Genomic DNA, 20,162 nt, shown 5'->3' with positions numbered 1-20,162 from the left:
CATTTTGTTTAAATTAGAGGGTCTCCATGGCTACTTATAGTACCAATGAATTCCGTTCAGGTCTTAAAATCATGTTAGATGGCGAGCCGTGCGCTATCCTTGAGAGTGAATTCGTAAAGCCGGGTAAAGGCCAGGCATTTGCCCGCGTTCGTATCCGCAAGCTAATTTCCGGTAAACTGTTAGAAAAAACCTTCAAATCTACTGACTCTGTAGAATCTGCTGATGTGATGGATATGAACCTGGCTTACCTGTATAACGATGGTGAGTTCTGGCATTTTATGAACAATGAAACCTTTGAGCAGTTAGCTGCTGATGAAAAAGCAGTTGGTGAGAACGCGAAATGGTTGGTTGAACAGGCGGAATGTATCCTGACGCTGTGGAATGGTCAGCCTATCTCTGTCACTCCACCAAACTTTGTTGAATTGGAAATCACTGAGACCGATCCAGGTTTGAAAGGTGACACTGCTGGTACAGGTGGTAAACCCGCAACTCTGAGTACTGGCGCTGTGGTTAAAGTACCTCTGTTCGTACAAATCGGCGAAGTGATCAAAGTAGATACCCGTTCTGGTGAATACGTTTCCCGTGTGAAATAACCGTTGACGGCAACGGTATTTAGTAAAAACCGCAGTTTTGGCAACAGGCTGTGGTTTTTCTTACTTGATGATCAATGTGTAAGGGGTAAGCTTTATATCTCTGGAGCATCGTAAAATTGCGCTATTGATACCGCGATTTTACGCAATTATAATCTGCTTTCACTTCTAATGGTTATCCAGGACGACCTGGGTATACTGCCGTTTCTTGGGGACGACCCCGCAACTCTATGGGACGTTGATATGTCCTGGTTTATTCTTGTTATTGCCGGTTTATTTGAAATCGTCTGGGCGGTAGGTCTGAAATACACGCATGGTTTCACTCGCTTAATACCAAGTCTTGTTACAGTCAGTGCTATAGCTTTCAGTATGGGACTGCTTGCTTATGCAATGAGGGGGTTACCTGTAGGCACGGCCTATGCAGTGTGGACTGGAATAGGCGCAGTGGGTACTGCCATTTTTGGCATCATCGTGTTGGGTGAATCTGCGAGCATCGCCAGAGTATTGAGCCTCGTTCTGATTGTTGCTGGTATTATTGGTCTGAAATTGACCAGCTAATTTTAAACTGCACTCCAAAGGATTAGATTTTGGCAGTGCAGTTTTTAATGAAATTTTGTGACAGCTGCATTTATTGGATGGGAAACAGCAAGTAATTAGAAAGACCAATACCAGAGTAATATAATTTCAAACTCATCCAAATGATGTACCGCTCTTGGATATTTTGTGTATGCGCCTGAATCTTTATGACGATAAGGGCTTTCACGTGAGTTAGTGACGTATCTGCTCAAGTTCATTCTGGTTCAGCCCTGTGGTTTTCATTGAGCATCTGTAAGTAATCAATAATGGTAAGGTTGTTAATGTTACCTTTGTCTTGACGATGCTCTTTTAGCCAATTGATAATCTTTTCTTGTAACCTTGTAACCTTGTAACCTTGTAACCTTGTAACCTTGTAACCTTGTAACCTTGTAACCTTGTAACCTTGTAACCTTGTAACTTTACTTCTGGCTCATCCAGTTTCTCAGCCGGTTCACCGTGGTTTTCCCATAAACCATTAGTGGTAGTAAATACCATCCCTTTTAGGGTGTAATCGAAGTGATGCTAGGCATGTAATAAATGATTACCTAAGACAAAGGGCCGTTCACTCCCACCTTGATCGCAATTTTCAGGGCGGGAGTACCACTGTGGTTCAGGTATATCGATCATTAACTCACTCACTGGTGTCAGAAATGCTGAATAATCACTCATGCTGACATATGTGGCAATTATTGAGAACCGTTAGAAGATCGATGGGAACTTTGTTCTCAATTTCCAGGAAATAAACGGGGACGGATCACAGTGGAGTGATATTGGGCACACTTATTTAAAATTCCACATTGTAGGCTTTCTCTAACTCCCAGTAGCATTCTTCAATTCTGCCTTTAGCTTCAGATTCTTTGGCGGACTCTAAACTCTTTCTGACTTTATCTACAAATTCTATTTTATTCTCTTTGGTCTCAAGTTCTGGTGGGATTGTACAGATATCAGCTAATGATATATTTTTTTCTTTGTCTGCGGCAGCAAGGACATCAACAGGATTATTAATTAATGCAATGGAGAGTGCATAGCGTATCTCTCTGGAAAAATCAAGATGCATACTTTGAGTTAATTTGAAGGCCAATTTTACCCAGTTACTATCACCAGTAGTAATTTTGTGAGTAATTTCTTGCCTGACCCCTATTTCTCCTAATTCTGCAACAACAGAGTTAATACCTCTGTTTGTAATCTCTCTGGCAATATCATTGGCTGTAAAGGGGCGTGATAAAGCAAATGTCGGAAGACTGGTGAACAAAATTGGGGACAACAAAATAAGAGATTTTATTATTCGCATTAATATTTCCAGTATTTATAGTTGAGTAAGTATAGTGATATATGAATCCAGCATTTGAAATATTTTATTTAAAATTCATTGTAATAAGAAGAAATATTTCCAGATAATTTAATATGATAGCAGGTAAGTGAGGAATGTTCATTAAGATAATTACTCTATATATGAAGGGTAATTTAATTAATTTATTGAACTGATAATAGAAATACGGGAGCTGGAAAGCTCCCTGTGTTGATTAAATATTGAGGTAGTCGAGAATACTTTGTGCTGCTTTACGCCCTTCAGCAATCGCTGTTACAACCAGATCAGAGCCACGAACGGCATCTCCGCCAGCAAATATCTGAGGATTACTGGTTTGGAAAGGAATATCAGAAAATTCTGGTGCGACGATACGTCCTTGTTTATCTAGTGTGACTTGATGGTCATTTAGCCAATTCATTGTATGTGCTCTAAAACCAAATGCCATAATCACCGCATCAGCTTCGAGTAGATGTTCTGAACCAGTGATAATTTCAGCTTGGCGGCGTCCATTCTCATCAGGTTTACCTAATTGAGTCTGCACCATTTTTATTCCACAAACTTGACCTGAGCTGTTGATTTCAATGCTAATAGGTTGCAGGTTAAACAAAAATTCCACTCCTTCTTCCTTGGCATTTTTCACTTCGCGGCGGGAGCCCGGCATGTTCATTTCGTCACGGCGATAAGCACAGGTAACAGAAGCCGCTTTTTGGCGAATAGAAGTTCTGACGCAATCCATTGCAGTATCGCCACCACCGAGGACCACAACCCGTTTACCACGCATATCTATGAAAGGCTGTGATTGCAGGGCGGGATAGCCCATTAGATGCCGGGTATTAGCAATTAGGAATGGCAGTGCATCATAAACGCCATTAGCATCTTCGTTTACCAGTTCCCCACGCATCGACCGATAAGTTCCTACACCAAGAAATACAGCATCAAACTGTTCAGTCAGTTCAGACAGGGCAATATCTTTACCTATTTCGGTATTGAGCCGGAACTCAATTCCCATCTCAGAAAAAATTTTACGGCGTCGTAGCATCACCTCTTTTTCTAGTTTAAATGCAGGTATGCCAAAAGTGAGTAACCCGCCTATTTCTGGGTGACGATCAAAAACGACGGTTTGTACACCATTGCGAGTCAATACATCAGCACAAGCTAGTCCCGCAGGGCCGGCGCCAATAATAGCAACTTGTTTGCCCGTTGGCTGAACTTGTGACATATCCGGCTTCCAGCCCATAGCAATTGCTTTATCGTTGATGTAGCGTTCAATATTACCAATAGTCACGGCACCAAATTCGTCATTCAAAGTACAGGCGCCTTCACAAAGGCGATCCTGTGGACAAACGCGGCCACAGACTTCCGGCAGGCTGTTTGTCTGATGGGACAAATCAGCCGCTTCCATGATACGCCCTTCATTGGCAAGTTTGAGCCAATTCGGAATATAGTTATGAACAGGGCACTTCCATTCGCAATAAGGGTTACCACACGAAAGGCAGCGATCTGCCTGTGTTTGTGCCTGGACTTTTGAAAATGACTCATAGATTTCTACAAATTCTATCTTGCGGATCTTCAGCGGTTTTTTAGGCGGATCGACGCGCTGTAAATCGATAAATTGATATACATTCTGACTCATCTTGACTCCTTACTGCGCCTGAATTCGCAATTCTGCGGAAGAACGACTGCGATGTCCCAGAAGAGCTTTTACATCACTGGATTTGGGTTTCACAAGCGCAAATTTACTCAACCACTGTTGCCAGTTAGCAAGAATATCTTCACCACGCTGGGAACCGGTCAAAAGAACGTGTTCAGTGATAAGCCCTCTCAAATGTTCTTCGTGGATAGCCAAGGTATCTACTGCCAGTACTTCAACTAATTCTGGATTAACTCGTTTGCGGAAGTCATCATTTTCATCCAGAACATAAGCAAAGCCGCCGGTCATTCCTGCACCAAAGTTTATTCCAGTATGTCCGAGAATACAGGCGATACCGCCCGTCATATATTCGCAGCCATTATCTCCAATACCTTCTACAACGGTAATCGCACCTGAATTGCGAACGGCAAAGCGTTCTCCGGCACGCCCAGCAGCAAACAGCTTGCCTCCGGTTGCACCGTAGAGACATGTGTTACCAATAATGGTTGCTTGATGGCTTTTGAAGGCAGATCCCACGGGTGGGTGTATTACAATACGGCCACCAGCCATGCCTTTACCGACATAATCATTGGCATCACCGATAAGTGTGAGTTCCAGACCGCCAGCATTCCAGACACCAAAACTCTGACCCGCAGTGCCATTAAAATGAATTTTTATTGGAGCCGCTGCGATCCCTTGATTACTATATCGATCAGCAATAAAGCCAGAAAGAGAAGCTCCGACTGAGCGATCGGTATTACGGATATCAAAATAGAAAGTTTTACTTTTTTGGTTTTCAATATAACTGACGGCTTGAGACAGTAAGTTTTTATTCAGAACTCCATCATCAAATGGTGGATTGTTTTCAGTGCAATATAACGCCTTGCCCTGATGTGGTTCCGCTGTTGCTAACAGAGGTTCAAGATTTAATTTGCTCTGTTTCGCTGAGACGCCTTCCAATACTTCAAGTAGATCCGTTCGGCCTATCAAATCAGTCAGACTTCTGATACCTAATTCAGCCATGATCTCTCTGGTTTCACGGGCGATAAAACGGAAATAATTCATGACCCGATCAGGTAATCCATGGTAATGGTCACGGCGTAATTTCTCATCCTGAGTTGCGACACCAGTTGCGCAGTTATTTAGATGGCAGATACGCAGATATTTGCATCCAAGGGCAACCATTGGTCCGGTACCGAAACCGAAACTTTCAGCACCAAGAATGGCTGCTTTGATAATGTCTACGCCTGTTTTCAGTCCGCCATCTACCTGTAAGCGGATCTTATGGCGTAATCCGTTGGCGACCAGAGCTTGTTGGGTTTCCACTAATCCTAATTCCCACGGGCATCCGGCATATTTCACCGATGACAATGGGCTAGCACCAGTACCGCCATCATAACCTGCGATAGTAATTAAGTCGGCATAAGCTTTAGCAACACCAGTTGCAATTGTGCCAACTCCCGGCTCTGAAACCAGTTTTACTGAGATCAATGCCTTGGGATTGATCTGTTTTAGATCGAAAATCAACTGAGCGAGATCTTCAATCGAGTAAATGTCGTGATGTGGTGGTGGAGAAATGAGTGTGATACCTGGTACGGAATAACGTAATTTTGCAATATAAGGTGTCACTTTATCACCTGGTAACTGCCCTCCTTCCCCAGGTTTAGCGCCTTGTGCTACTTTTATTTGAATCACATCAGCGTTGACCAGATAGGCGGGTGTCACGCCAAATCGCCCGGAAGCAACTTGTTTGATACGGGAAATCTTTTTTGTACCGTAACGCGCGGGATCTTCTCCGCCTTCACCAGAGTTGGAAAAGCCACCTAGTGTATTCATTGCTTCAGCCAGAGCTTCGTGTGCTTCGGGGCTTAATGCACCAATCGACATTGCGGCAGTATCAAAGCGTTTAAACAGCTCTGCGGCTGATTCCACTTCATCTATGGATATAGATTCATCTTTTGTTTTTATCGTCAGCAAATCACGGATTGTCGTAATTGGTCGCTGATTAACCAGACGAGCATATTTCAAGTAGTCGCTGTATTCACCGCTATGAACCGCAGATTGTAGAGCACTTACGACATCTGGGTTATAAGCATGATATTCGCCATTATGAACATATTTCAGCAATCCTCCCTGATCAACTGGCTGGCGGGCAAGCCATGCCCGTTTGGATAAATTTCTCAGATCCTGCTCAAAATCACTGAAGTTAGCCCCTCCAATCCGGCTGATAACGCCGTTGAAGCAAAACTCAGTGAGTTCAGAATGTAAGCCGACGGCTTCAAACAATTTAGAACAACGATAGGAAGCGATAGTCGAGATACCCATTTTCGACATGATTTTATATAGCCCTTTATTGATGCCATTGCGGTAGTTGAGCATGACATCAGCATAAGGTTTGTTAATCGTGCCATTATCGACCATTTTGGCTAGTGATTCGTAAGCCAGATAGGGGTAGATAGCTGTTGCACCAAATCCTAGTAGTACAGTGAAATGATGCGGATCACGGGCACTGGCTGTTTCTACTATCAGATTGGTGTCACAGCGCAAACTTTTTTCTACCAGACGATGCTGAATAGCACCAACAGCCATGGGGGCGGGTATTGGTAATTTATCTGGCGTAATATTGCGGTCAGATAATATCAGTAGTACCGCGCCATCTCTGGCTAATTGTTCAGCCAGGTCACACAGTACAAGCAGGGCATTTTGCAGATTGGTTTCCTGTGGATTGAACGTTAAGTCTAATTGTTCTGCGCGATAATGTGGACTCTGCTGAGTTGTTAATTGATGAAAATCAGAGTAGAGCAGAATAGGAGATTTAAAACTTAGTCGGTGTGCCTGTCCTTCAGCTTCACAAAATACGTTCATCTCACGCCCTATGCAGGTGGTGAGAGACATAACATGTGCTTCACGCAGCGGATCAATTGGTGGGTTAGTGACCTGAGCGAATTGTTGGCGGAAATAGTCATAAATAATTCGTGGGCGGCTGGAGAATACAGCAAACGGAGTATCATCACCCATTGAACCTGTTGCTTCTTGGCCGTTTTCTCCCAGAACACGGATAATTTGATCTAATTCTTCATTGCTGTAGGCAAATTGCTTGTGATAAACCGCTAGGGATTGATCGTCCAGATTCCGGTAGCCAGATTGATCTTGGCGTAATTCTTCAAATGGGATAAGACGTTTGACGTTTTTATCCATCCATTCTTTATACGGATGGCGACTTTTCAGGTCATTATCGGTCTCTTCTGCATGCAGGATACGGCCTTGGCGGGTGTCAATCACCATGAGTTCGCCGGGACCAACTCGTCCTTTTTCTATTACTTCATCCGGTTGATAATCCCAGATGCCGATTTCAGAAGCACAGGTGATCAGTTTATCTTTTGTGATGACATAACGTGCCGGGCGCAGGCCATTACGATCCAGATTACAAGCAGCATAGCGGCCATCTGACATGACGATACCGGCAGGACCATCCCATGGCTCCATGTGCATGGAGTTGAAATCAAAGAAAGCCCGCAGATCCTCATCCATATCAGGGTTATTTTGCCACGCAGGAGGAACCAGTAGCCGCATAGCACGGATTAGATCCATTCCACCATTGAGAAACAGTTCTAGCATATTATCGAGTGAGCTGGAGTCTGATCCTGTTTCGTTTACGAAAGGGGCGGCAGTTTGTAAATCAGGAATAAGCGGAGTTTTGAATTTATAGGCTCTTGCCCGTGCCCACTCGCGGTTACCATTTATCGTATTTATTTCACCATTATGAGCGAGATAGCGGAAAGGTTGTGCTAGTGGCCAGCGTGGGACTGTATTGGTTGAGAAACGTTGATGAAACAAGCAAATAGCTGATTCTAGACGTAAATCAGCCAGATCAGGATAGAAGCGGGGCAAATCTGCCGCCATGCATAATCCTTTATAGATAGTGACCAGATTGGACAAACTGCAAACATAAAAGTCACTGTCGCTGATGCGTTTTTCTATTCGGCGGCGGGCAATGAAGAGACGGCGTTCTAAATCACGTGCGCGCCAGCCAGCAGGAGCATTAACAAAAACCTGTTCGATACGGGGGAGGCTTGAAAGGGCTATTTCACCCAAAATATCAATGTTGGTCGGTACCTCACGCCAGCCAACGACTGACAGCGTTTCATTTTGTAACTCCTGTTCGACTATTTCCCGGCAGGTTTGTGCAATCTGAGAGTTCTGGCTGAGAAATAACATACCGACTGCGTAATTACGAGCTAAACGCCACTCTTGCTCCTGTGCGACCATACGAAAAAAACGGTCGGGCTTTTGCAGTAATAAACCGCAACCATCACCCGTTTTACCATCTGCCAGGATAGCACCACGATGTTGCATGCGTGCCAGTGCATGGATAGCGGTACGAACTACTTTGTGGCTTGGCTCCCCTTCGATATGGGCTATCAGTCCAAAACCACAGTTATCCTTTTCTTGAGATTTGTTATATAGCATAGTGAACCTCCCCAGGTTCTGTCCGACTCTCACAGAAACTCACAAAAATTTGTGAGATTAATGTTTTTACGGGCGTCTGAATTGCGTCCTTAATCAACTATCACTTGTTTGTTAGAAACAGGTGATACAAACAATATTGTGTCACTGCATAATTATGGTTCAGATGAGGATCTGACTGATTATTTCCAGTGGCTTTCCAAATTAACGAGAAATGTAAATCAGGTCAAATATTGCCGGGATAAGACTAGAATCGGTAAAAATTTTATTTAATTTTATGATTTTTAAGTAAAAAAAATAATATTAGTGTTGTGTGATATAGATCATGTTGGAATTTTAATGTGAGCTATCTCACTAATATTAGTGTGATATCTGTTTTATATATACTGTTAAATGTTGATTTGTCAGATTTAAAGTCTGACAAATTCAAACTATATAGTATTAATATACATTTATTTCTTTATAAGAATAAAGTTTTATCTTTATCGTGGTTATCAACATGGTAAAAAAGAATTTTATGCTTATTTGGGCGGCCAATATGATTATATATTCATGTTTGGATTGTGCAAAAAGACCGGCAAAGATGAAAAGCCAGAATAATGTTTGGGAAGTTATAACCTAAACTATTACGTAATACTATTGTTTTATCGGGTCAACAATTTCTGTATTCCTTCAACGAAGTAGTCGGTTTTTTACGGTATGATCTGGATTGGTCATATGAACAGGAGTCTTTATGAAGTTGCTCAGGGGCCTGGCCCAATATTATGTTGATTTAATGATGAAATTGGGGTTAGTTCGCTTCTCATTACTGCTTGCATCTGCGCTGGTGGTTCTTGCCATGGGTGTACAGATGGTAGTGACTTTCTTGCTTCAGGGAGGAGTACAAAGTATTGATTTAGTCCGTTCAATCTTCTTTGGTCTGTTGATTACTCCCTGGGCTGTCTATTTCCTTTCGGTTGTTGTTGAGCAGCTTGAAGAATCCCGACAACGATTATCCAGATTAGTTGAAAAACTGGAAGTTATGCGTCAGCGCGATCGAGAACTTAATCAGCAATTAAAAGATAACATTATTAAGCTTAATCAGGAGATCTCAGAAAGAGAAAAAGCAGAGCAGGCGCATCTGATGTTGTTGGATAAATTACAAGAAGAGGTGAAACACCGTGAGCAGACCCAGATTGAACTGGAACAGCAATCTGTATTACTGAAATCTTTTCTCGATGCTTCTCCTGACTTGGTCTATTACCGTAATGAAAATAATGAGTTCTCTGGTTGTAATCGGGCCATGGAATTGCTGACGGGCAAAAGTCAGAAACAACTTATTGGTCTGACACCCCATGATGTTTATGACAAAGAGGTTGCTCGTAAAGTGATGGAAACTGATGAGAAAGTATTCCGTCATAATGTTGCGCTGACTTATGAGCAATGGCTGGTTTATCACGATGGTCGAAAAGCCTGTTTTGAACTGCGGAAAGTCCCTTTTTATGATCGGGTAGGAAAGAGGCACGGGCTTATGGGATTTGGGCGCGATATAACGGAACGTAAGCGCTATCAGGACGCTTTGGAGAATGCCAGCAGGGATAAGACGACTTTTATCTCTACGATTAGCCATGAGCTCCGTACGCCTTTAAATGGCATTGTTGGTTTGAGCCGCATCTTGCTCGATACTGAGTTGACTCCTGAGCAAAATAATTATCTGAAAACGATTCATGTTAGTGCTATCACTCTGGGTAATATTTTTAATGACATTATAGAAATGGATAAAATTGAGCGGCGCAAAGTACAGATTGATAATCAGCCAATTGATTTTACCGGTTTTATGTCCGATCTTGAAAACCTCTCTGGGCTTCTTGTGCAGCCAAAAGGTATTAGATTTGTCATGGAACCCGCATTGCCATTACCCGCTAAAATTCTTACAGATGGTACTCGATTACGCCAAATTTTATGGAACCTGATTGGTAATGCGGTGAAGTTCACCCAAGAAGGCGAGATTAATGTTCGAATCTGGTATGAAGAAGGAGATCGCCTGCTTTTTGAAGTCACTGACACGGGGATTGGTATTCCTCTTGATGAGCAGGAGAAGATCTTCGCGATGTATTATCAGGTGAAAGGCAGTAGTGGTGGTTGTCCAGCAACAGGAACGGGTATTGGATTGGCTGTATCCAAACGCTTATCCCAAAGTATGGGCGGAGATATTGTAGTGGAAAGTGAGCCGGGAAAAGGTTCTCGATTTACACTGTCTATCATTGCACCCGCTATGGAAGAGCACCTTCCATGTGAAGAAGATACAGAAGATTACCCACTTCCGGCTTTGCATATCCTGTTGGTAGAAGATATTGAGTTGAATGTCATAGTTGCTCGTTCAGTACTGGAAAAGTTGGGTAACAGCGTAGAGGTAGTAATGAATGGTAAGGATGCTCTTGAAGTGTTCCAGCCGGGAGAGTTTGATCTGGTATTACTTGATATTCAACTGCCTGATATGAGCGGACTAGATATCGCTCGTGAATTATGTAAGCGTTATACCAAACAGGAGCTGCCCCCACTTATTGCGCTGACTGCTAATGTTTTAAAAGATAAAAAAGAATATTTAGATGCAGGTATGGATGGGGTACTGAGTAAACCACTTTCCGTCAATGCGTTAACTGCCACCATTGAACAATTCTGGGGAGAGCAGTCGGTATATTGTATGAAGCCAAAGGAAGATGAGTTGGGATTGATGAAAAAAGATGAAGATTTACTTGATACAGAAATGCTTAATCAATACATCGAACTTGTTGGCCCTCAATTGATTCGCAATAGTTTAAATGTATTTGAAAAGATGATGCCAGGGTACCTATCTGTTTTGGATTCGAATATGACAGCTAAAGACCAGAAAGGCATTACGGAAGAAGCTCATAAGATAAAAGGTGCCGCGGGTTCGGTCGGATTACGTCATTTACAGCAACTGGCTCAGCAGATCCAATCACCGGATTTACCCGCATGGTGGGACAATGTTCAGGAATGGGTTGATGAATTAAAACAAGAATGGAGAAACGATATAGAAATTTTAGGGGAATGGTTGGCAGAAGCAGAAAAAAAATAACCCCAACCGAGGTTGGGGTGCGCGAATACTGCGCCAACACCAGGGAAAACTTTTTACACGCCTATCTAATACATCTTTGTTGGGGTGAGTAAATGGGGAATTCTCCGTACATCATACAAGTACCAACATAGCAAAGATAAGATTTTTTGTTACAAGATTCATTAAAATCTGTGATGAAGATTGGTGTTTGACCCCCTAAAGGGTTAAGCAATAATCTACTACAAATGGAGTGAGGTATGAAATCAGTTGCGGTTGTCTTAAGTGGATGTGGTGTATTTGATGGTAGTGAAATTCATGAATCAGTATTAACAATGCTTTCTTTAGATCGTTCAGGTGTTAAGACATGCTTTTTGGCTCCTGATGAGCCACAACTTCATGTTATTAATCATATTAATGGTGAAGAAACTGGTGAAAAACGTAATGTCTTACAGGAATCTGCGCGTATTTCAAGAGGAAGAATCAAGCCTTTGTCACATGCAAATGCAAATGAGTTTGATGCCCTGATCATTCCTGGGGGATTTGGTGTTGCAAAGAATTTATGTGACTTTGCGATTAAAGAAGTTGACTGCGAAATCAATAAAGATTTATTAAGTTTAGTGAGAGCTATGCACCAGCAACATAAACCAATGGGATTTATGTGCATTGCTCCCGTTATGTTGCCGAAACTACTTAATAAACCGGTGAAATTAACTATTGGCGATGATCCTGACACAGTTGCCCAAATAGAGAAAATGGGGGGAATACATATAGTTTGTAAGGTAAATGATATTGTTGTTGATTTAGAAAATAAAATTGTTACAACTCCAGCCTATATGCTTGCTGAATCTATCTCTCAGGCAGAGGAAGGAATTGATAAACTTGTCAGAAAAGTATTGGAAATGACTGAGTAACTGAGTGCGAAATTCTTTGCAATTTTTATGGCTCTGGCTTAAAAAAATCGTAATTTCAGTCATTATCTTATGGATAGTTTCTGTTGTTGCATTTTCATTTTTGCCAGCGCCATTTTCTATGGTTATGGTTGAGCGTCAGATTAACGCTTGGTTATCATTTAATTTTTCTTATGTTTCTCGTTCTATCTGGATAGAGCAAGAGCAAATATCGCCAAATATCGCATTAGCTGTTATTGCTGCGGAAGATCAAAAATTTCCGCAGCATTGGGGATTTGACTTGGATGCTATCGGAAAGGCATTTGAGCATAATAAGAATGACCTGGGAAGACTCCGAGGGGCTTCAACAATTTCTCAGCAAACAGTTAAAAATTTATTTTTGTGGAATGGGCGTAGCTGGTTGAGGAAAGGATTGGAAGCAGGGATGACTTTTGCCATTGAGTTGGGATGGACAAAAAGCAGAATTCTAACTGTTTATCTTAATATTGCAGAATTTGGTGAGGGTATTTTTGGTGTTGAAGAGGCATCCAGATACTATTTCCATAAATCGGCTAGTAAATTGACAACGTCAGAAGCAGCCTTACTCGCAGCAGTATTGCCTAATCCACACCGTTATAAAGTTAATGCACCTTCAGCTTATGTTTTACAGCGTCAACAATGGATTTTGCGGCAAATGAGGCTGTTGGGAGGAGTGAATTATCTTAAGAAAAATGAGTTAATGAAAAATAATTAAGGAAAGGGTAGCAAAGTCACTAGGTTTGACGTTGGACGATAAAAGAGTAAAGCACGCGCGCCAAAGGGTGGGCGCGGCGCAATACCTCTGGGGAAAGTTTTATTATGTTATCACCCCAGTAACATACTTAATTTAAATAAGTAAATGCAGTTGTTACCCGTTTTACACCGTCAGTTTCGCTGGCAATTTTTGCTGCGGCATTGCCTTCTTGCTTAGTCAGAATTCCCAGCAAAAAGACTTCACCGTTTTCCGTAACAACTTTTATGTTGGAAGACTTAACCGAGTCACTCGCCAGGATTTTTGAACGCACCTTGGTGGTGATCCAAGTATCTTTAGACGCAGTACCCAATTCAACAGGTTTACCCTGACGAATTTCATTGTAAATAACCTGCGTTCCGTTAACACGTGATGCTATTTGTTTAGCACGGTCTGAAAGGCTTGAATCTGAGCTTTGACCTGTCAGCAAAACTTTCCCTTGATAGGCAGTAGTAATAATTCGGGTTTGTTCCTTGAGTTGTTTGTCTTTGTTAAGCGCATTACTCACACGTGCTTCCAGAGTGCCATCATCGACCTGCTGGCCGATAGTACGGGGATCAGTTGCTGTTTTAGTCGCTACGGCGGCAGAACCTATTACCGCAGCACTAATACATCCTTGTAACATTACAGCGGCACAAACCGTAGTTAATAGGGAGAGAAATCGCATTATTGGTTCCTTAGTCATCCTGATGGGGAAAGAGTGTATTGTCGATTAAGTCACATAGGCAGTTAACTGTTAGCATATGAACTTCCTGAATTCTGGTACTGCGATGAGATGGAATACGAATTTCCACGTCCTGCGGCCCTAATAAGCCAGCAAGTTCACCACCATCATAGCCAGTAAGGGCGACAATCGTCATATCGCGGTTTACAGCAGCTTCAACAGCTTTAACAACGTCACGGCTATTACCATGAGTGGAGATAGCTAATAACACATCACCTTGCTGACCTAGTGCTCGAACCTGTTTAGCATAAATTTCATCATGTTGTTTACTGCTTAAAATCGCAGTTATCACCACATTATCTGCGTTAAGTGATAATGCAGGAAGACTTGGACGCTCAGTTTCAAACCGGTTGATCATATTGGCAGCAAACCGCTGTGCAGTTGCGGCTGAACCACCGTTACCACAGCAAAGGATTTTATTACCATTTAGTAATGACTCAACCATCGTCATTGCAGCACGAGAGATAGCATCAGGTAATGCTTCCGCAGCTGCAATCTGAGTTTGAATACTTTCCGTAAAACAGACTTTAATTCTATCCAGCACGTTTATAACCTACTCAGTATCATTTTAACGAGTGAACTCATTTTGATTGAAGGCATTTGGTAACCATTCAAATCTTTGACCAGTAATAGCACAAATATCAAAGCGACAAGAAGTAGTTTCAAAACATTCGCCTCGTTGATATAACCACACTGCGGCAGCGTGTAATAATTTTTTACGCTTGCTACGGGTGATTGTCGATAGCGCATCGCCATGCTGCTCTAGTTTACGAAAGCGGACTTCAATAAAGACCCAAGTCTGCTTGTCTTTCATAATCAGGTCAATTTCACCACCATGCATTTTCACATTCGCAGCGATAAAAGATAGTCCCTGTTTTTGTAAAAATAACTTTGCCTGCGTTTCATAGTTGCGTCCCAGCAAATAACTTGTCGGCTTTTTTATTTTCATCTTGAAATGGATTGCTTAAATTTAAATGCCGCCTGATAACAAGCGGCAATCAACTGTTAAATTAAATGGTAATGATTTGACCATGATGATACTGCATCCATGGGAGCTGTCGGAAAATTGCGCAATTTTCCTGAACAGATAGCATACCGGAAGCACCATTGAGATGGAAACCACTTTGAAGTTGAATCTGACTGAACTGATTTGCCAATGACCAAGCATCAATACCCATAGCGTAAAGGCGCATCAGAGAGTAATCGTTCGCAAACTTACCGGCTGCTTGCTGCATCAGTGGCAAGTTAGCGCCTGCTATTAATGGAATGTCGCTAAATTGTACTCCCTCCATTTCCAGACGGAAATCAGGACCAGCACCGGCCTGATTACTACGGGAACTTGCATATAGAGCAGGTTTATTGCGGGAACTGACTGCCATATCAATCATTGGCTTAATTAGGGTCAGTTCATCCAAGGTGGAAACAATATAAACTGCATCTACTGCACCATCAGAGGTGGAAACCACATCTGTATTTATCTGAGGGATTTCCTGATTACCCATAGTGGTTGGTATGGGCTGATTTGCTACATGAACAACAACCGCTGTCCCAGTTAGACGAATACCAATACCTCTGTTAATTGATTGTTTCAGTTCGGCAGAAGAGCCGAAGGTTTGTTGCAGAACGGTATGACCACCTTGTTTTTGCCATTCCTCCGCGAATGCTTTGGCAATTCTGTCACCGAAGCTACTGCGAGGAACCAGTATCAGAGGATTCTGTTTCTGTTGCTGCCAAATATGCTCTGCGGCATTTTTTGCTTCATCTTCTGGTGACAAAGAAAAATAACAAATATTTGGTTGGGGTTGTGCATTATCTAATTCGTTCAACACCAGCATGTTTAGTGGAGTATTAATCTGAACCAGTTTAACTACGTCGGGCTTAAGTAGCGGCCCAACAACTAAATTCATACCGTCCTGTTCAGCCTGCATTAATAGATTTTCTAATGGCTGACTTGCAGTGTCATAGATTTTGACTTGTTGCGTGTTAATTGGTGTATTTGCTATGGCAGGAGTTGACTGAACGGTTGGTATTGCTGATTCAGCAGGTGTAGCTTCATTTGGCGTCGCATTGGCAGGAGTCGTTTCATCTGGAGCATTATTGCTGTTAGCTATAGGAGGTAAGTTTGCCGGATTCTCTGTAGGCATTGAGGGGCTAGGTAAACCTGCTTGAGCATCAAGAAAACCCTGACGGATTGCTTCACCGAATACTTTCGCTTGACCACTTAATGGTAGGAACAGTGCAATACGGGCGTTCGTACCTTGTGGTTGGATGGCTTCCTGTTGTAACTGGGTTGGAAGTGATTGTGCTGCCGGGTTTTGCGGATAACGAATTTTCCAGTCACGAATAGCTGCCTGTAGTTTGTCGGAGTCCTGTTTGTTATCCTGATAGGTACTGAGTAAGTCTAGCCAGCCTTGCAGAACATTTTCATCAGCGTTGATTACTAACCCACTGCTATCTTGCGGAGAAAAGCGGGTTAGTATCTGCCAGGTATCATCAATATTTTTTTGATGAATAGTATCATCTTGCAGAAGTGGTTCCTGAGCGATATAAGCACGGATGACATCAAGAGAAGGTTCGCCATTGGCAGCATCAATGATGGATTGATAATGGGCGATTTCTGTACTGACCTTGTCCAGAGTTTGCGAAGGTTGTTGCCCTTGTTGGTCAGGCATGGTACACCCTGCGATGATCATAACTGCCAGCATAGCTGAACAGACTAAACCAGTTTTGATACGCACAAAAATTGAGGAAAGCATACTGTATCCAGCGATGTTTTTTTCAAAGATGCTCAATTTTAAATCGGTCATTCGGATGAAACAATGAATCAACCCAATCGAGCAGTGGTTACGACATCCACGCTATATGTTGTGCCAACCCCCATTGGAAACTTGGGCGATATTACTCAGCGTGCGCTTGAAGTTCTTGAGCATGTCGATTTGATTGCGGCCGAAGATACGCGACATACGGGCTTGTTGCTTCAACATTTTGCCATTAATGCGCGTATGTTCGCACTTCATGATCATAATGAACAGCAGAAAGCAGATCAATTAATTACAACACTTCAGCAGGGAAAGAGTATTGCATTAGTCTCTGACGCGGGAACCCCATTGATTAACGACCCTGGTTATCATGTCGTTCGTCGTTGCCGTGAAGCAGGTATTCACGTTGTCCCTCTTCCAGGGCCTTGTGCAGCAATAACTGCATTGTCTGCTGCTGGTTTGCCATCTGATCGTTTCTGTTATGAAGGATTTTTGCCCGCTAAGAGTAAAAGTCGGAAAGATACTTTACGGGCTTTGGAACAGGAGCCACGTACTTTAATTTTTTATGAATCTACTCATCGTTTGATCGATAGTTTAGAAGATATGGTTGAAGTGTGGGGGGCTGAACGCTATGTCGTTTTGGCGCGGGAACTGACAAAAACTTGGGAATCAATTCAGGGAATGTCGGTAAGTGAACTTCTGGTATGGATTAAAGAAGATGAAACCCGCCGCCGTGGTGAAATGGTATTGATTGTTGAAGGTTATAAAAAAACCGCTGATGATGCTTTATCTCCAGAAGCATTAAGAACGCTGGAACTTCTTCAGCAAGAATTGCCGTTGAAAAAAGCGGCTGCATTGGCAGCAGAGATTCATGGTGTGAAGAAAAATGCACTTTATCGTCATGCTCTGGGACAAAATGAAGATAATGACAGTTGCTGATAAACAAGACAGATAATCAGTAAACGCCTATACATCGTCAGGCAAACCCCTTATAATCTGCCGCGGAGTTGACTAGACAGTCGCTGCTTTATCATCATCCCTTGGATGATAGATAGAGGGGAGGAAAGTCCGGGCTCCATAGGGCAGGGTGCCAGATAACGTCTGGGAGGTGAAAGCCTACGACTAGTGCAACAGAGAGCAAACCGCCGATGGCCTACTTATGTAGGATCAGGTAAGGGTGAAAGGGTGCGGTAAGAGCGCACCGCGCGACTGGTAACAGTTCGTGGCACGGTAAACTCCACCCGGAGCAAGGCCAAATAGGGGTTCACCAGGTACGGCCCGTATCGAACCCGGGTAGGCTGCTTGAGCCAGTGCGCAAGTGCTGGCCTAGATGAATGATTGTCCACGACAGAACCCGGCTTATCGGTCAACTTCACAAATTTAGCCCCATTAGGTTGTTACCTGATGGGGCTTGCGTTTTTTTAGTCTGACAAATCAATTAATAAACCCTGAAATTCAGTATCTGCTTTTAAAGCCAGACGATTTTCTTCATGAATAAAAGCGCCGTCTCCACATTTAATCAAAGCGTTATCCTTCGAATCACCTTTTATTTTTATATTCCCGTTTAGGGATTGCAGATAGGCATTTTTTCCTTTTAATTGCAGATAATGAGATTGATTTTTATTAAGAGAAATATGATTAACCCACACTCGCTGACGTAATTGCATACTGCCATCTTCTGCGGTTGGAGAGGCTAGCATAGTTAATGGCTGCTCGGATAACTCCATCCGTTGCAACGGTAAACTTTCCTGTTGAGGGAAGGCATTCAGCCAAAGCTGTAAGCGGGTTAGTGGCTTATTGGCACTGATATTATGTTCACTGTAGCTGATACCCTGACGAGTAGAGAATAGTAAGCATTCTCCCTTGTAAGCTCGAACATGATTGCCTTCGCTGTCACGATATTCTGCTCCTCCTTGTAGAATAATATTCAGTATATCTACATGTGGATAAGATTTAGGCTGGAAAGCGGCTTTTGGTGCAATAGTTTCCTGATTAAGTACGCGCAGAGCGCCATACCCTAAAAATTTTGGATCAAAATAGTGGCCAAATGAAAATGTATAACGAGCTTGTAGCCAACCATAGTCAGCTTTTCCACATTGCTTTGCTTCTCTATTTACAATCATGATAGCGATTACCTTAAAAAACACACACTAAAATAGTAATTATCTGGACGGCGAAATGTTAGCCAGTTAATCTGGTCACCATATTCAAATTTCCTGATTGAGAAAAATATGAGCAAAGAACGAGCGCTTACACTGGAATCTCTACGGGTCATGGATGCGATTGACCGGCGGGGAAGTTTTGCTGCGGCAGCTGATGAACTTGGTCGTGTTCCTTCTGCACTTAGCTATACGATGCAAAAGCTGGAAGATGAGTTGGATGTGGTGCTATTTGACCGTTCGGGTCATAGAACTAAATTCACCAATGTTGGCCGTATGTTACTTGAGCGTGGGCGTCAATTACTTGAGGCTGCGGATAAATTAACCGCTGATGCAGAGGCATTAGCGCGGGGTTGGGAAACTCATCTGACAATCGTTTGTGAGGCATTGGTTCCTGCATCTTCATTGTTTCCACTCGTGGGCAAACTTGCTCAGAAATCGAACACCCAGCTCTCTTTGTTGACTGAGGTTTTGGCTGGCTCATGGGAGCGACTGGAAACTGGGCGGGCGGATATTGTTATTGCGCCAGATATGCATTTCCGCGCATCGGCAGAAATTAACTCGCGTCATCTTTACAGCATTACCAATGTATATGTAGCTAGCCCTGAGCATCCTATTCACCAAGAACCGGAGCCTTTGTCTGATGTAACACGAGTGAAATACCGTGGTATTGCTGTGGCAGATACAGCAAGGGAGCGTCCGGTATTGACGGTTCAGTTATTAGATAAGCAACAGCGTTTGACGGTCAGTTCTCTGGAAGATAAACGTCGTGCTCTCTTAGCTGGATTGGGGGTTGCGACCATGCCTTATCCTATGGTGGAACAAGATATTACTGCGGGTCGTTTGCGGGTGATTAGTTCTGAATACAGTCATGACGCAAATATTATTATGGCATGGCGACGAGACAGTATGGGGGAAGCGAAATCTTGGTGTTTGCGGGAAATCCCTAAGTTATTTGCTAGCCGGTAAAGATAGAAGCTGTGTAGAAAATTACGGCGTTATTTTTTGAGTAACTTGGGATGTTTGGGGTGAGTGATGAAAATTTTAGCAGCTATAAAAAGCGTATTCATCCTAACTCCCGAACAGGAGGTATTTCTTGAAACTGGAATATACAGTTAGAGAACGAGGTAGGCATGTCGTTAAGAGCAGCTCTTAAAAACCAGTAATTGGATGTGTCCCAAATATGGGGTACACCATGTTTGGGACATAAATG

Annotated in this window: 15 protein-coding genes and 1 other RNA gene; 8 read left to right on the top strand and 8 right to left on the bottom strand. The window is 42.8% G+C overall.

All coding sequences use genetic code 11. From position 1 onward, the window contains the following. Window positions 1-26: 26 nt before the first annotated feature. Entirely contained in the window at window positions 27-593 is a 567-nt protein-coding gene (gene efp / locus C5469_RS11570; protein WP_166306399.1) for an elongation factor P, read from the top strand. A 240-nt stretch (window positions 594-833) separates the two neighbouring features. Next, the gene (sugE, locus tag C5469_RS11565; protein ID WP_166306396.1) at window positions 834-1,148 is read left to right on the top strand and encodes a quaternary ammonium compound efflux SMR transporter SugE; all 315 of its coding nucleotides are present in this window, start codon (window positions 834-836) and stop codon (window positions 1,146-1,148) included. A gap of 802 nt (window positions 1,149-1,950) precedes the next feature. On the opposite strand, the gene C5469_RS11560 is transcribed toward sugE, so the two are convergent. From C5469_RS11560 to gltB, 3 genes are all read right to left on the bottom strand, one after another. Continuing rightward, on the bottom strand, window positions 1,951-2,457 hold the full coding sequence (locus tag C5469_RS11560) for a hypothetical protein (RefSeq protein ID WP_166306393.1): 507 nt from the start codon (window positions 2,455-2,457) through the stop codon (window positions 1,951-1,953). Window positions 2,458-2,689: 232 nt separating this feature from the next. Then, entirely contained in the window at window positions 2,690-4,108 is a 1,419-nt protein-coding gene (locus C5469_RS11555) for a glutamate synthase small subunit (RefSeq protein ID WP_166306390.1), read from the bottom strand. A 9-nt stretch (window positions 4,109-4,117) separates the two neighbouring features. After that, complete coding sequence (gene gltB, locus C5469_RS11550) at window positions 4,118-8,575, bottom strand: glutamate synthase large subunit (RefSeq protein WP_166306387.1); 4,458 nt, start codon at window positions 8,573-8,575, stop codon at window positions 4,118-4,120. A gap of 730 nt (window positions 8,576-9,305) precedes the next feature. Here gltB and arcB point away from each other — a divergent pair. The 3 genes from arcB (at window position 9,306) to mtgA (ending at window position 13,271) form a co-directional block, all read left to right on the top strand. Then, window positions 9,306-11,651 carry an aerobic respiration two-component sensor histidine kinase ArcB gene (arcB, locus tag C5469_RS11545; RefSeq protein ID WP_166306385.1) on the top strand — a complete coding sequence of 782 codons (2,346 nt, stop codon included), beginning with the start codon at window positions 9,306-9,308 and terminating at the stop codon, window positions 11,649-11,651. A 236-nt stretch (window positions 11,652-11,887) separates the two neighbouring features. Further along, window positions 11,888-12,541 (top strand): isoprenoid biosynthesis glyoxalase ElbB, encoded by a 654-nt coding sequence (elbB, locus tag C5469_RS11540; protein WP_166306382.1) that lies wholly within the window; start codon window positions 11,888-11,890, stop codon window positions 12,539-12,541. 4 nt (window positions 12,542-12,545) lie between these two features. Then, window positions 12,546-13,271, top strand: coding sequence for a monofunctional biosynthetic peptidoglycan transglycosylase (gene mtgA, locus C5469_RS11535; RefSeq protein ID WP_166306379.1), 726 nt, complete (start codon window positions 12,546-12,548; stop codon window positions 13,269-13,271). 127 nt (window positions 13,272-13,398) lie between these two features. Here mtgA and dolP read toward each other — a convergent pair whose 3' ends face one another. The 4 genes from dolP to C5469_RS11515 all read right to left on the bottom strand — a co-directional run bounded on the left by dolP (window position 13,399) and on the right by C5469_RS11515 (window position 16,787). Beyond that, entirely contained in the window at window positions 13,399-13,974 is a 576-nt protein-coding gene (gene dolP / locus C5469_RS11530; RefSeq protein WP_166306376.1) for a division/outer membrane stress-associated lipid-binding lipoprotein, read from the bottom strand. A 10-nt stretch (window positions 13,975-13,984) separates the two neighbouring features. Beyond that, entirely contained in the window at window positions 13,985-14,575 is a 591-nt protein-coding gene (diaA, locus tag C5469_RS11525; RefSeq protein WP_036768385.1) for a DnaA initiator-associating protein DiaA, read from the bottom strand. A 24-nt stretch (window positions 14,576-14,599) separates the two neighbouring features. After that, window positions 14,600-14,980, bottom strand: a complete 381-nt coding sequence (locus C5469_RS11520; RefSeq protein ID WP_166306373.1) for a YraN family protein — start codon at window positions 14,978-14,980, stop codon at window positions 14,600-14,602. Between the two features lie 61 nt (window positions 14,981-15,041). Continuing rightward, window positions 15,042-16,787, bottom strand: a complete 1,746-nt coding sequence (locus C5469_RS11515) for a penicillin-binding protein activator (RefSeq protein ID WP_166306370.1) — start codon at window positions 16,785-16,787, stop codon at window positions 15,042-15,044. 63 nt (window positions 16,788-16,850) lie between these two features. Between C5469_RS11515 and rsmI the strand changes: the two genes are divergently transcribed. Both rsmI and rnpB read left to right on the top strand, forming a co-directional pair. Beyond that, window positions 16,851-17,729 carry a 16S rRNA (cytidine(1402)-2'-O)-methyltransferase gene (rsmI, locus tag C5469_RS11510; protein ID WP_166306368.1) on the top strand — a complete coding sequence of 293 codons (879 nt, stop codon included), beginning with the start codon at window positions 16,851-16,853 and terminating at the stop codon, window positions 17,727-17,729. A 64-nt stretch (window positions 17,730-17,793) separates the two neighbouring features. Next, window positions 17,794-18,168: RNase P RNA component class A (gene rnpB, locus C5469_RS11505), an RNA gene on the top strand. 43 nt (window positions 18,169-18,211) lie between these two features. On the opposite strand, the gene C5469_RS11500 is transcribed toward rnpB, so the two are convergent. Beyond that, complete coding sequence (locus tag C5469_RS11500) at window positions 18,212-18,913, bottom strand: pirin family protein (RefSeq protein ID WP_166306365.1); 702 nt, start codon at window positions 18,911-18,913, stop codon at window positions 18,212-18,214. Between the two features lie 108 nt (window positions 18,914-19,021). Between C5469_RS11500 and C5469_RS11495 the strand changes: the two genes are divergently transcribed. After that, entirely contained in the window at window positions 19,022-19,918 is an 897-nt protein-coding gene (locus tag C5469_RS11495; RefSeq protein ID WP_166306362.1) for a LysR family transcriptional regulator, read from the top strand. The last annotated feature ends 244 nt before the right edge of the window (window positions 19,919-20,162 follow it).

Source organism: Photorhabdus cinerea (assembly GCF_011189575.1).
Classification (GTDB): Bacteria; Pseudomonadota; Gammaproteobacteria; order Enterobacterales; family Enterobacteriaceae; genus Photorhabdus; species Photorhabdus cinerea.
This window is presented reverse-complemented; position numbering and strand designations above follow the sequence as displayed.